The 14,621-nt window shown below is 60.8% G+C and carries 8 protein-coding genes; 6 read left to right on the forward strand and 2 right to left on the reverse strand.

The annotated features are described in order from the left end of the window. Positions 1-100: 100 nt before the first annotated feature. On the reverse strand, positions 101-310 hold the full coding sequence (locus V8689_RS15600) for a hypothetical protein (protein ID WP_003191725.1): 210 nt from the start codon (positions 308-310) through the stop codon (positions 101-103). Positions 311-506: 196 nt separating this feature from the next. Here V8689_RS15600 and V8689_RS15605 point away from each other — a divergent pair, with 196 nt between their 5' ends. Together V8689_RS15605 and V8689_RS15610 are read left to right on the forward strand one after the other, a co-directional pair. Next, on the forward strand, positions 507-1,010 hold the full coding sequence (locus V8689_RS15605) for a DUF4142 domain-containing protein (protein WP_056787388.1): 504 nt from the start codon (positions 507-509) through the stop codon (positions 1,008-1,010). 30 nt (positions 1,011-1,040) lie between these two features. Beyond that, a complete protein-coding gene (locus V8689_RS15610; RefSeq protein ID WP_056787386.1) occupies positions 1,041-1,601 on the forward strand; it encodes a type 1 glutamine amidotransferase domain-containing protein in 561 nt (186 codons plus the stop codon). Positions 1,602-1,661: 60 nt separating this feature from the next. Here the strand turns inward: V8689_RS15610 and V8689_RS15615 are convergent, their stop codons facing one another. Continuing rightward, positions 1,662-1,868 carry a hypothetical protein gene (locus tag V8689_RS15615; protein WP_032896961.1) on the reverse strand — a complete coding sequence of 69 codons (207 nt, stop codon included), beginning with the start codon at positions 1,866-1,868 and terminating at the stop codon, positions 1,662-1,664. 298 nt (positions 1,869-2,166) lie between these two features. On the opposite strand from V8689_RS15615, the gene V8689_RS15620 reads away from it, so the two are divergent. The 4 genes from V8689_RS15620 to V8689_RS15635 all read left to right on the forward strand — a co-directional run bounded on the left by V8689_RS15620 (position 2,167) and on the right by V8689_RS15635 (position 14,601). Next, entirely contained in the window at positions 2,167-2,643 is a 477-nt protein-coding gene (locus V8689_RS15620; protein ID WP_056787383.1) for a hemerythrin domain-containing protein, read from the forward strand. A 183-nt stretch (positions 2,644-2,826) separates the two neighbouring features. Then, a complete protein-coding gene (locus V8689_RS15625) occupies positions 2,827-5,463 on the forward strand; it encodes a Tc toxin subunit A (RefSeq protein WP_056787379.1) in 2,637 nt (878 codons plus the stop codon). Positions 5,464-5,497: 34 nt separating this feature from the next. Then, positions 5,498-10,174 (forward strand): neuraminidase-like domain-containing protein, encoded by a 4,677-nt coding sequence (locus V8689_RS15630; protein ID WP_056787378.1) that lies wholly within the window; start codon positions 5,498-5,500, stop codon positions 10,172-10,174. Beyond that, positions 10,171-14,601 carry a SpvB/TcaC N-terminal domain-containing protein gene (locus tag V8689_RS15635; protein ID WP_056787375.1) on the forward strand — a complete coding sequence of 1,477 codons (4,431 nt, stop codon included), beginning with the start codon at positions 10,171-10,173 and terminating at the stop codon, positions 14,599-14,601. Before V8689_RS15630 ends, V8689_RS15635 begins: the two co-directional genes overlap by 4 nt. Positions 14,602-14,621: the final 20 nt, after the last annotated feature.

Raw genomic sequence — 14,621 nt, forward strand, 5'->3', positions numbered from 1 at the left:
ATCTAAGCTAATTATTATATTTATTTATAAAAAAGCAGCAGTGGCAGCTTTCAGGCCGCCACGGGAGCAAGCTCCCTCGCCACCGATCAACTCAGCAGGTTCAACGCCCGTTGTTGAGCTTCTCATTGATTGCATCCGTTTGCCGTTCAATGTCCTTGATCGAGGTCGGCGTCACGACTTTGTCGATGGTTTCGGTCTTGGGATTCGCAGGTTCAAGCGTCTGCCCTTTGGTGGCCTCGGCGTTACCTTTTTGCGCGTCTTCAGAGCTGATGGGGTCGGGGGTTTTATCGGTAGTCTTATGAACGGTCACAGTGCAATCCTCCTGGCAATGGCGGGCCGCAGAGATGACGGCCCTGTGCAGCAGAACCCTGCGAATCCGGATTGGTTCAAGTCAATTGCCCTCCCTCACCACTGGGCAAAAAAGCGCAAAAAATTTTAAACCTTTTACGCCCCTCTCCATTCAACAGTCAGGTAACGGCATCCCGCCATTTCCAAGGAGAGACACCATGAAAACTCGACTGATGAAACCGATGGGCCTTACCTTCATGCTGATCGCAGGCTCGATGTCCACCGCGATGGCGGCGACCTCCAACGACTTTGTGGACAATGCCGCCGAGGGCGGTATCACCGAGGTGGAAGCGGGCAAACTGGCCCTTGAAAAAAGCAGCTCGGCGGACGTGAAGACCTTTGCCCAGCATATGGTTACCGACCACACCAAGGCCAATCAGGAACTGATGGCCCTGGCGAACAAACTCGATATCGAAGTCCCCGATGACGCCGCGCTTACCGACCAGGCGAAGAAAGCCATTCTGGAAATGCGCGATGAATCGTTCGACAAGGCCTACGCCAACAACCAGGTAGCGGCCCATGAAAAAACCGTCGAACTGTTCAAGAAAGAAGCGGCCTCCTCGGACAATCCCGAGCTGAAAGCCTTCGCCACCAAGACCCTGCCCACCCTTGAAGCCCACCTGAAAATGGCCAAGGAACTGCAAAGCAAATACGCCCATTAATCCATCCATGACCCAAGGAGACACTCGACCATGAGCTCGCAACTCAACGGCAAGCACATCCTCGTCATCACCTCCAACACAGGCATTGAGCGCGACGAGCTGCTCAAGCCGCTGGAGACACTGCGTGGCTACGGCGCGACCGTGACGCACGCCTCCAGCAAAGGCGGCACCACCCAGACATTTGTCGGTGACACGGAAAAAGACCAGACCGTGGAATCTGACGTGCAGCTGTCGGATGTGGTTGGCGCCGACTTCGATGCGCTGGTCATCCCGGGCGGCACGGTGAATGCCGATACACTGCGCCAGGATACCGCCGCGCTGCGCTTGATCAATGAATTCGTGCAGGCCGGCAAGACCATCGCGGCGATCTGCCACGGGCCATGGACGCTGATCGACGCCGGGGTGGTCAAGGGCAAAACCCTGACCGCCTATAAAAGCGTGCGCATCGACCTTGAAAACGCCGGCGCTGCCAGCGTGGTGGATGCCGAGGTTAAAAAGTGCCAAGCCAATGGCTGGACCTTGATCACCTCGCGCACGCCGGACGATCTACCGGCGTTCAATCAGGCGATTGCCAACGCCGTCGGCGGTTGATCGGTTGACCGCAATGAAAACAGGCGCCCCATGGGCGCCTGTTTTTTATCACTCACCGCTTCAGCTCTTACGCTGCTGCGCCATCTCACGCTTGGGCCCGAACATCGCCCACGCAATCAGCCCCAGCAGCGGCACGAACACCAGCACCACCACCCACAACCCCTTGGTCTCCCATCCGCCCGTGCTGCGCAAAACGATATTGATCGCCCAGAGTTCCAAGAGCAGCAGAATCACCGCCAATACGATCCAGATATATTCTATTTGCATGATTCACCTCCTGAAGTCTAAGCGTTAGGTCAAGCAGATGCGTCAAGGGTTCCATTAGATTTTCAAGCCACGCTTTAAGGCCTGCGCCGTTGCGCTGGAGCGTCAGCGGCGGTTGGGCGTTGTGCAATGTCGCGGCAACTCGACCATGCAAGCTGCACGACAGCAAAGCGCATAAGCAAACTCAATCAATTGATTTTAAAAGCATTTTTATATCATGAAAGTTGGTACGCCTGATGCAACACCCCTCACCACGAGGCGTGCGCTTCGACACGCCCGCATACCCTCCGTGAGGTTACCTATGAATGCCATCGACCTTCTCAAAGCCGACCATGAACGCGTCAAGACCCTGCTGACCCAGTTGAGCGAATCCACTGAACGCGGGGTAAAAAAACGTACCGAGTTGCTGGCAAAACTCGAAATGGAAATCACCCTGCACACCCAGCTTGAAGAAGAGATCCTCTACCCCGCGTTCAGAAAAGCCGGGGGCAAGGAGCAGGACATCATGTACCACGAAGCCAAGGAGGAGCACCGTACCGTCGACTCGCTGGTACTGCCGGACTTGAAGAAAACCGACCCATCGTCCACCGAGTTTTCCGGTCGCGTCAAAGTGGTCAAGGAACTGCTTGAGCACCATATCGAAGAAGAAGAAACCGAGATGTTCCCCCAGGCTAAAAAGCTGCTGGGCAAAGCGCTTCTCGAAGAACTGGGCGCCGAGATGGAAGCGATGAAGGCCGCGCATAAAAAAGCCATGGTGAAAAAACCTCTGGCCGCGTAACGGCTACCTCCTCGCCGCAAGGTTCGCGCGACAGTGACCCACAGGCTCTGTCGCGCTATCGATTTACCCCGATGATTTCTCCTCGCTCACTGAGCGATCCGGCCGACCGAGCCGGCCTGGCGCCCCATGCTAGCGTGCCATGGCCCTCGGCAGTGGCCGCGGGCTTTCAGGAGATTCATCACAATGGACGCGCGTTCCCCCACCTATACCCACCTGTTCAAAGAGGACTGGCACCTGCTGTGTGCGCCCTCTTCCATGGCCGCGATCGACTCCCCGATCGCCTACCTGAAGGCGTTATACCTGTTTGCCCAGGCGCTGGAAAAAAACGGCAAAGGCAAACACAACAAGATCACCCTGGACCAGCGCCGCCCCGAACTCAAGACACTGCCCCTGGACGAACGCAGCCTCAGCGCTGTGATTGCGCAACTGTCGATTATCAACGAAACCCTGTCACGCCAGATCGACGCTCACCTCAAACACACCCGCCGTGAATACCGTGGCCGTTCCCTTGATGAGGTGCTCGGCAAGCAACGCTTTCCCTTCGTGCTGCCGTTCGAACGTGCGCATCGCCAGTGCTGGCTCGGTTTGTCCGGCGACAAGCCACAGTTGGGCGAACTCAGTTACCGCATCAGCCTCAAGCTGCCCACCAGCCAGCGTGCGCAAAACACTTACGGCGTGGTCAGGCATGAGGCCTATGAAGCGCAACGTTTGCTGTCCGGGCTGAGCCCTGCCCAGCAGGTGTTATTGACGGAACCCTTTATAAAAAGCACGGAAGACGTACAGATAGAGGATTTTTTTACCCAGCACTATGGTAGCCAGGAGCAGCCCCTTGAGGCGTTGGCCCACTGGTTGCAAAAAACCGGACTCACCGCCGATCAAACCGAAGCGCTACTGGCCTGTGGCAAGTACGTGCCGGTGCTGTCGGGCCACGTCTTGGCAAGCGCCCTGCCAACACCGCCGGCCAAGCTGCGCCTGCACAACGGTGCCGCGTACGTGAACGGGCCGATCACCGAGGCCGACGCGTCCCAGTCGCCCCTGTCGATCGCTGTGCAGGACAAGGGTGGCGCCCGTCTGCACAATACCTCACGGGAACGTTACCAGCGCCTGCAGCGAATGGTCCGCCTGCAACGCTGGACGCAGTTGCCCTTTGACGCGCTCGACGCCCTGCTAACGAGCGTCGTGCGCCGTGAACACGAGGGTGACCCGACGCGGCCCGCCAACGACAACACCCTGCGGGCACTGGGCGTCTATCGCTATCTGGAACGCCGTTACGGCCTGTCATTGCAAGCCTTTGCGGCCGTGCTGGATGAAATACCGGTGTGGGCACCCGGCACTCGCCTGTCGCTGTACGACGAGGTGTTCAACCCCGGCCCGTTGCCAGGCCAGGCATTGACGCTGGACAGGCCGACCCTGGCGTTGAAGGAGGAAATCCCGACAACCCTGCGCCACCCGCTCTGCGCCGGCCTGCACCTGAGCGATACCCCCGACTCACTGCACTGGCTGATCAAGCAGGCCCGCCTGCATCTACCCGCCTCTTGCCCGACACTGACGTTTTATAGCGCGCTGTATCGCCAAGCCCGGATCGCGCATTTGTTCGGGCTGTCGGTGCTCGACAGCTACCAGGTGGCGGCGCTGCTGGGCGGTAAGGAGTACACCGCCCAACTGGTCAACCCGAGCCTGCGTCGCTCGGGCGTCAATGCCCCGGCCGACCTGCTCGATGTGCTGATGCAAATGGACTGGCTGGTCACCTGGCTCAACGACACGGGGCAAACGGTTGATCAGCTTCGCCGCCAATTGCTATTGGATACCCAATCCCCACCACCCCACGTGCAAACGTACATCACCCAACTCGATGAGTTGATCGAACTGACCCGGCATGGCCTGCTGGCGCAGGAAGACCTCGCTGACCTGTCATTGCCCCAACCCGAGCCCGACACCAAGGCCGCGCCCATTGCCTGGCATGCCCTCATCGTACAAGGGCTGCTGCACAGCCAACCGCAGCTCAAGCCCGCGCCGCCCAAAGAACTGCCCAATGGGCTTGTGCAACTTATCGAAGCCCAGACCCTGAGCCTGGACGCCGAACGCAACGCGGTTCTGTGCAACGACGCCAAACAAGCAGTGGCCAAGAAGCTGGGCGCGTTCTACCAACAAATGCAGCCGCTGAAAGAAAAAATCGACACGCTGCTCAACGCCCCCGCACACCTTGCTGGCGACCCGGCCGCGTACCTGCAATGGCGCAAACTCGTGGTTCGGCAAATTGCCCGCACGGCCACAGCCGACTCCACCACGGAACTGCACAAAAATGTGCTGCTGAGCCTGCCGGATGCCGAAGTGTCCTTGGGGCTGGCGGTGAGCCGTGAGGCGTTGCAGGCCTTCGTGTTTCATCCACATTGGCTGAGTACAGACTACACAGCGAACTCGCTGCCCAAACTGACGCTGAACACGCTGTACCTGCTGCAACGCTTTGCCCACTGCCTCAACACCTACGGGCTGGCCCAAGACAGCGTGCTCGCCTATTTGCAGTGCGCCAATTCACCCTCCGTTGAGGGCTCCACCGTGGCAGACGATGGGGCGTGCACCGCGCGACTGGCCGCGTTGCTCAAGTGGGATGTGGATGAAATCAACCTGCTCGTTGAATACCTGCCTGCCAAACAGGTGAAGACCCTGGCCGACCTGGACTGGCTCCTGCGTTGCCATGAGGCCGTCAGGCTCACCGGCCTCTCCGCCAGCGCCTTGCTCAAGGCGGCCGACCTGCATGCCACCTTGATGAATGAAGACTGGCAATACGTTGGCTCGGCGTTGATCGCCACAGCACCCTGACCCCGTTGTATTACGCCTGGTTCAAGGAATGACCATGTCTGACACCCTCACCCAACACCTCAACGAACACCTGCGCGACGCGATGCTGGGGTTCTATCTCAACAGCGTGCTGCCTGAAGACAAGGCGGTGGCCGATACGGTCAAGTCCGTCGACGATGTCTATGCCTATTGGCTGCTCGACCCCCAGGTCAGCCATACGGTACCCACCACCCGTGTCGCCAGCGCCATCGCCAGCCTGCAGCAGTACATCACCGGCATTTACCTCGGCCTGGAGCCTGGCTACGACAAACAGGGCATGAGCACTGACGAGCAGACCCAGTGGCGAGACCAGTTGCTGTCCTATTCACTGTGGCGTGCCCACCAGCAACTTCAGCATTACCCGGCCACCTACCTGAGCCCCACGTTGCGCCATGACAAAAGCGACAACTTCAGGCAACTGGAGAACCAGCTCAATCAATTTCGCATCGAGCCTGCGCCGTTGCAGGCAGCCGCCCACAGTTACCTCAGCCGCTTCGAAGCACTTGCCAACATCAAGACCCTCAATGGTTATATCGACGGCGATAAAGACAGCTTCGCCAGCAGCACTTATTACTTCACCGGCAAGTCCAGTTCGGATAACACCTATTACTGGCGCACACTGGAGATGGCCACGGGCGCCGCAGCCACCCCGGCAGCCTGGTCCGCGTGGCAAAAGATCCCGCTGTCGATTGACGATAACGTCCCCGAACAGACGATTCGGCCGGTGGTGTTCAACGGGCGCCTCTTCGTGGTGTGGGCCCAATGCATTAACCCGACGTCGTCCAGGGACATCACCCCGTTTGGGCGCGGCGATGTTGAATCGAATAAGGACTACCAGCAGCGGCTGGAAACGCGGATAAAGACCACCTACCTGCAGTTTCGCTTGTACTTCTCCTATAAAAAACTGGATGACAGTTGGCACGTGCCACAGGCGTGCATCCAGGAATACAGCCTGGCCCAGGGTCTGGACGACCTGAGCGCGGAACACCTGATGAGTGCCACCGCGTCCATCGCCGTACTCGACTCAAAAAGCCAACCGCCGTCACTGTTCCTGGGCCTGAGCGCGCAGCCGAACCATCAAACGGCTTCCTCGCACAACGGCCTGCATCGGCACTTCTTTCAAGCGGTACGGCTGGATCAACACTTCAACGTCCATTGGCTTGAAACCCTGGGCAGCACCCGGCGGATGTTCTCCTGGCATAAAGAATCGGAACTGGCCGGGCGGTACCTGGCCCTGTTCGGGCACCACAACAGGTCCAGGTTTCAATTCAGGGCGCCCGAAACGGTCCAGGTCGCAGTCCAATCGCTGACCAACGGTACGCCCCATGAGGCTACCAACGGCTGGAACTACGGAGGAAGCCAGCAGTACATTCGCAGCCTGTCGGCCAAAACCGATATCAAGTTCAACCGAACGACCTCGGTACTGGAAGTCACCACCCGCCTGGATAAACGCTTCGAGCCGCACCGCACCGTCAGGTTCAGCAAGGCAGATGCGCTGGTCAATTTGACCATCACCCTCAGCAGCAGCGGGCCTGCCCAGGACGACACGTTGGCGTTAAGCCCCACCTCGGAGATTTTTCTGGAAGGCGCCAAGCTGGTTACCTTCTCCAACGTGCGCATCGACTTAACCCTCAAGTGCAATGAGACCGGGGTCAGCTATGCCCAGTTTATAAAGGATGAAGATAATCAGGCAGCGACCTTTACCCTGCCGCAGATTGGTAAAGATGAAGAAAACCCGAAAAGCACAACCTTTAATCTGAGCGCAAAGCGCATTCGCCAAGAGGCCTTCGACTATTTTTTCAATACGCCGGACGCCACCTATACCGTCACGCTGGCGTTCTTTAACATACAGGGAGAGTCAGAGAGTCATGCCTACGATTTAGAGTTGGATAAGGTTCAGGTCCAGCAGAAACAACGCCTGTACAAACCCGTGTTGATGTATCCGAAACAGGGGCATAACGTTTTACCGGAAAGCCCACACCGCAATAACACGGTACTCGTCGGTCTGGCAGACGCTTCTCGGCGCACCCTGCGCGATACGTTCACTGAACTCTCCAAGACGCACACGCTTGAGTCGCAGATCGAACTCTCCCCCCAGACCTTGCACCCTTATGACGAGGACCTCGCTAAAAAGCCGGCTGCCTCATTGACGCTGATTCACGGCGTGTTGCTGCTGGAAAGCGATGTGCATTACCCCGACCCCATCATCCTGGGCTACGGGCTGAAAACCGCGACCTTCACCCTGCCGCCTGATAACAGCGCCCCCATCATTCCGCTGGCTCCGTTTATCCAGCGCCTCGCGACTCCACCCTATGGCACGGCAGAGTTCATCGACTTCAAAGGTTCTGCAATCGAGTCCCTCGACACGCCTGAAAACAAACGGCCGCCCATACGCACCAACACCTGCGTGGCCGGGCTGCTGGCAAAAACCGCCGGCACAGGTTTGCATGAGCTGTTTGCCTTGGCACCGGATGCCTGGCGCGAGCCGCCATTGCCCGGCGAGGAAAAGCCCAGCCCACTGGACTTCCAGGGACCCCATGGCACCTATTACTGGGAGTTGTTTCTTTACCTGCCCTGGCTGTTGGCACAACGCCTGAACCAGGAACAGCAATACGCCGAGGCCGAAACGTGGATACGCTACGTGTTCGATCCCGTCCACCCATCCGACTTCTGGCGCCTGCCTGCGCTGCTTACCCGTGCGCCACAACGCCACGACGCTTCGTCCCTGTCGCACCCCTTGGCAAAAAGCAGTGCGGTACATTTTCGTCAGGCGCTGTACCTGTTGTACGTCGACATCCTGCTCAATCGCGGGGACGCGGCCTACCGGCAAATGACCCGTGACGGCCTGGCCGACGCCAAGTTGTGGTACATCCGCGCCAAGGGCTTGCTCGGGCCAAGACCGCCGCTCAACCCGGTCGATCCCTGGGCCACCACCACCCTGGACACACTGCAAGACCCTTCCACGCTCGATAGCACGACAGTGCCTGCGGGCACTTCGCGGCTGTGTCGGTCCCTGAGCCCTGATTTGCTGCTGCGTTGGGACAAAATCGAAGCTCGCCTGCACAACCTGCGCCATCACCTGGACCTGACCGGCAAACCCTTGAGCCTGCCGCTGTACGCCGCGACCCTGACGCCGCAAACACTGCTCGCTGCGTACCAGCAAGGCGCTGTCGGCGTCAGCCTGCGCCCGTCGCTGCGCACCGCCCAGGCCGCGCACTATCGCTTCCAGGTGCTGCTGGGGCACGCCTTGCAGGCGGTCGATAACCTGATCCAATTGGGCACGACCTTATTGTCGTTGTTCGAACGCAAAGAGCAGGCCCAGTACCTGGAAACCCAGCAACAGCAAGCCTGGGACTTGGCCAGGCTGGCTGTCGAGCAACAAGCCCAGGCCGTGCAGTTCGATGCGCGGAACAAGGAGGCGCTGCTGGCAGGACGCCGCATGGTCGAAGCGCGGGTGGCGTTCTTCGAACAGCAATTCAAGCGTGGCATCAGCCCGGCCGAGGCCCAGGCCACCCAGGAGTATCAGGACAGTGCGCGCTGGGACACCGCCGCCGCCGTGGCACAAGCCGGCGCGGGGCTGGCGATGCTGATACCGAATATTTTTGGCACCTCCAACGGCGGCGTGCGCTACGAAGGCGCTTTTCACGCCCTGCACGCGGCGTCCCAAGGCATCGCCAATGAAAAGCGTGCCAACGCTGCCCACCTGGACCGCACTGACCTGTTTGCAAGGCGTGCCGCCGAGTGGGCCCATTCGCTGGAACAGGCACGCCTTGAGCTGGCCCAGGTCGACGCCCAACTGCAGGCGTACACCGAGCAACAAGCCCATACCCGCTTGCAACTGGGCCTGGCCCAGACCAGCTTGACCCAAGCACGCACCCTGTACGACCAACTCGGCAAACGCTTCTCCAACGCCCAGCTGTATCAATGGCTCAACGGCCAACTCTCGACCTTCTATTACCAGGCCTATGACTCGACCCTGTCGCTGTGCCTGGCGGCCGAGGCCTGCTGGCAGGAAGAACGCGCGCAGTGGGACAAGCACTTCATCCAAACCCAGCGCTGGACCCATCAATATCGCGGTTTGAGCGCCGGCGAAGCGCTCAAGCAAAATCTACTGAGCATGAGCAACGCCTACGTCACCCACAACGAGCGTTTGCTGGAGATCACTAAAACCGTGTCGTTGCGCCATCTACACAGTCAAGACCCTATGGCCACGCGCAACATGCCCTGGGCCACGCTCAAAGCCGACCTGGTAAAAACCGGCACCTTGACCTTTGAACTGACCCTCAAGCTGTTTGACGACGACTACCCAGGCCATTACCTGCGACGCATCAAGCACGTCAGTGTGTCCCTGCCCGCCACGCTGGGGCCCTATGAAGACATCAAGGCCATCCTGACCCAGACCGCCAATACCACGCACCTCGCCCCCGCGACCAAACACACCGACGCTGAGGTAAAAAAAGACCTGCGCGCCAAACAGCAAATCGCCCTGTCCAGCGGGCTCAACGACAGCGGGTTGTTTACCTTGAACTTCGACAGCGACGAGCGTTACCTGCCGTTCGAATACACCGGGGCCATCTCCACCTGGCAACTGACCTTTCCCAACCACGCCCGGCAAAGCGCGCTGCTCGAATCCCTCACCGATATCATCGTGCACCTGCGTTACACCGCTAAAAACACCGGAGGTCAACGATGAGCGCGCAACCGTCCGACCTCCTGGAACCGAAGATTGCGACGCTGCCCAAGGGCGGTGGCGCCATCCAGGGCCCTGGCGCGCAATGGGGCGCCGTGGGCGCGCGGGGCGAAGCGAGCCTGGAGGTGCCCTTGCCGATTTCGCCCGGCCGCGGCTTCACGCCTGCATTGAGCCTGGGTTATCGCAGCGCCCAGGGCAACGGGCCCTTCGGCCTCGGCTGGGCGATGGCGGCAGGCGCCATCAGCCGTGACACCCGCAAGGGCGTACCGGCCTACGGCGATGACGACCGTTTCATCAGCCCCCAAGGCATCGACATGATCCCTGAGCGTGATGCCGACGGCGCAATTGAAGCCACCACCTGGGACCACTACAACGGCCTGGCCCTGGATGAACCCCATCGGGTGGTGCGCTATTTTCCGGTGATAGAAGCGCGCTTCGACCGCATCGAGCATTGGTCTTGCGACAGCGACAAGGCCGGGTTCTGGCTGGTTCAGGGGGCCGACGGCTGCGTGCATCTGTTCGGTAAAACGCTGATCGCGCGCTGTGCAGACCCGAACGATGGCCTACGTGTCGCCCAATGGCTGTTGCAGGAAAGCCTCAACCCGCTGGGTGAGCAGATCTATTACCACTACAAACACGACGACCCGCCGCCAAGCGCCGCCAGGGACTATCGCGCCCAGCGTTATCTGGCGCGGGTGTGCTACGGCAACCTCAAGCCCCTTGAGCATCTGGCGCTGTGGCGCACAGACGCCCTCGCAGACAAGCAATGGCACTTCGAACTGCTGCTCGATTATGGCGAACGCCACACCGGCCTGAGCCAAGTGCCGACCTATGCCGAACAACACGCCTGGCCGGTCCGTAACGACCCGATCAGCAGTTATGCCTATGGCTTTGAGCTCGGCACCCAGCGGCGGTGCCAGCAAGTGCTGATGTTTCATTACTTCCCCGACGAGCCGAGCCTGGGCGCCGAGCCGGTGCTGACACGGCGTCTGTTACTGGAGTACACCGATCGCCACGCCATCGGCAGTTGCCTGAACGCCGTGCACAACCAGGCCTTTGACGCCCAAGGGAACGCCAGTGCCTGGCCGCCTCTGGAGCTGGCCTACAGCGCCTTCGTACCAAAGCTGGACGCCACGCGCTACGAGGCGTTCGACGCCATGGCGGGCATCAACGATGGGCAGCATTACCAACTGGTCGACCTGTACCGCGACGGCTTGCCGGGCATCCTGCACCGCACCGATAAAAGCTGGTACTACCGCGAGCCGCTGAGGGCGCCCGGCCCGGCCGACAGCAATGCGCTGGCCTATGGGCCATGGCAGGCGTTGCCACGCGTCCCCCTGGCCGATAGCACCCAAGCCACGCGCCAGGCACTGGCGGATCTTGACGGCGATGGGCAACTGGAATGGGTGGTGGCGCAACCGGGGTTGAGCGGTTTTTTCAGCCTCGACTCGCAGCGCCAATGGTCAGGCTTTGTGCCTTTTGCGGCGATGCCCCAGGAGTTTTTCCATCCCCACGGGCAACTGGCCGACCTGATGGGCAGCGGCAGGCTGGACCTGGCCCTGATCGGCAGCCGCAGCGTGCGCCTGTATGCCCAGCGCCAGGACGGCGGGTTTGATCCTGGCCAAGAGGTACGCCATGCGCCCGACGATGAAGGGCTGCCCACCCTCAGCCATACGCCGACCGAATTGATCGCCTTTTGCGACCCCCTGGGCAGCGGCCAACAACACCTGGTGCGTATTCGTCATAACGAAATCAAGTGCTGGCCCAACCTCGGCCGCGGACGCTTCGGCCAAGGGTTTGTCTTCGCCACACTGGCGTTCGACCACGCCAGCTTCGATGCCGTCCATATTCGCCTCGCCGACCTGGATGGTTCAGGCGCGGTGGACCTGATTTACCTGGCGCCTGAACACGTACAGATCTATATGAACCGCGCCGGCAACGGGATGGCATCGGAGCCACTGACATTGCCTTGGCCCGAGGGCGTGCGCCATGACGCGACGTGCCAGGTCAGCTTTGCCGACCTTCAAGGCCTGGGCTGTTCCAGCCTGATCCTGAGCGTGCCACACATGACCCCCCAGCACTGGCGGTATGACTTCGTCAGTCTCAAACCGTATTTGTTAACCGCCACGCTCAACAACCGGGGGGCCACCACCCAATTGAGCTACCGCAGCAGCGCCCAGGAATGGCTTGACGAAAAACAGCACTGGCAAACCCTGGGAAGGCCTCCCGGCAGTAGCCTTGCGTTCCCGGTACAGGTGGTCAAACGGCAACAGCAAAAGGACCTGGTCAGCGGCAACCGTTCCACCCAGTATTTTCGTTACCGGCAAGCCTGCTATGACCGTGAGGAGCGCCAGTTCCACGGCTTTGGCCTGGTGTTGCACACCGAACAACCGCCCACAGCCGATGCGCCGCCAGGTGTGTTGACCAAGCGCTGGTTCCACACACTTGAACCCTCGCGGGAGGCTTTTTACCCGGGCGACCCGCAGGCGCCGGCGCTGGGGCCGACCCTGCTGAGCCAGCTGGACGCCGGGCGCACAGGGGATACGCTGATCGCCACGCCCAGCGCAACCACCCGCCGCGCCATGCGGCGTGCACTGGCGGGCAGTCTGCTGCGTGAAGAGGTCTATGCCGCCGCCGATGCGCCGCCACAGGCAGTGCCGTATTCGGTGCAGCAACAGCGCTATCTCATACGCCAACTAAACCCTACGGCCAAGGCCGGCGAACCGGCGGTGCTGCTGCCACTGTTGCTGGAGTCGCTGACCTGTTGCTATGAGCGCCAGCCGGACGACCCGTGCTGTCGGCACAGCCTCAATCTGCGCTGGGACCGCTACGCCGGCACGCTGCACAGCGTGGTGGTCGATTATGCGCGCCGCAAGACGGCCACCGACGCCCCGCCGCCAGGGCCCGCCCACGAGCAACAGTGGTGGCGCGACGCACACGATTCGGCGCAGCAGGCTTACTACCTCAACGAAACCCGCGCCAACTTCATCCACCTGGACGCCGCGCAACGCTGGCGCTTGCACTTGCCCTACCAGCAGCGAAGCAACGTGCTGGTGCTGAGCAAAGAGGCGTTAGCGATTAAAAAAATAAGCTATGAACACTTCATTGCGCAGGGCCCGGCCGATCCATTGGGAACAGCTGCCCAACGTCGACTGAGCGGGCTGACAATGCACCATTACTGCATGGCGGAGCACACCGAACCCTTGGCCGCTGGAACCGCGAGCTTTCAGGCGCTGCTCGCCTATGTCGAGACCGCCGAACTCGATCAGCAGGCGCTGGAGGTGTATCAGGGCCGCGCCATCACTGCCACGCTGAGTGCACAGCACTATCGGCCCATGGCTGCGTGCCTGTCACCAGCCCCTGCGCAGGACGAGGCCATCACCCTGTGGTCCCTCGGCCAAGGTTACACCCGTTATGGCCGGGCCGAAATGTTCTACCGGCCTCGTCGGCATCAGGCGAGCCTGAGCCATGGGTTCACGCAAACCGAGTACGACCGCTATGGGCTGTACATCACCAAAGTGCAATCGGCGGACGGCTGCACGACCCAGGCGCAATACGACTACCGTCTTGGCCTGCCGGTAACAGTGACTGACGCACAACGCACGCAACGCTACGCGCACTACGACGCCCACGGGCAGTTGCTGGCGACCGGCCTTACAGGTGAGGAGCAGGGAAAGCCCGTCGGCCATGACGCCCCAACGCCCTTCATCCGCGCGCCCGATGCCGGCCCGGCGCAGGCCCTGGCCGATCCGAAGTCGGCGTTGCTCAACGCTCAAAGCGCGTGCTTCTACGATGTGTTCAGTTGGATGGGGCACATTCCGCCCGCCAGCATCGAGGCGCAATGGGTGAGCAACGGTTACCTGCTGCCCAGCGGGCATATTCGTGCCACGGCGTTGGCACGCCTAAATAGCCTGGCCGCTCCGTTGGCCCATCATCAAAGCCTCAAGCGCCTGATTCAGGCGGCCAGGCAAGTGCCGGTGCACGCCGTGGTGCTGCATGCCGACCGTTGGCAAGGCACGGCGCAAACCCCGCAGATCCAGGTGGCCCTCGCCTTCAGCGACGGCTTTGGCCGCGTGCGGCAAACCCAGGAAAAAACTCAACCGGGCCCGGCCTACGCAGTCGCTGACTCCGGGGTGTTGAGCGCGGGCGCCGAGCCAATCGAGGCCACCAGCCGTTGGCGGATCAGTGGCCGTGTGGAGTACGACAATCAGGGTTGCCTGGCGCGCACCTGGCGACCTTACTTCGCCGACCGTGCCGGTTATATCGACGATGCAGCCTTCAACACCTCACGCCCCAGCGAACAACAGGTTCATGACGCCTTGGGGCGCCCGGTGCGCGTGATCACTGCCAACGGCGACACGCGGCGCCAGGCCTACCACGCCTGGTACAGCATCGCCGAGGACGAAAACGACACGCACGCGCCGGCCTGACAACAGAGCCGGGCCGTTAC

Origin of the sequence: Pseudomonas sp. AK181 (genome assembly GCF_051122975.1) — a bacterium.
Taxonomy (GTDB): domain Bacteria; phylum Pseudomonadota; class Gammaproteobacteria; order Pseudomonadales; family Pseudomonadaceae; genus Aquipseudomonas; species Aquipseudomonas lactis.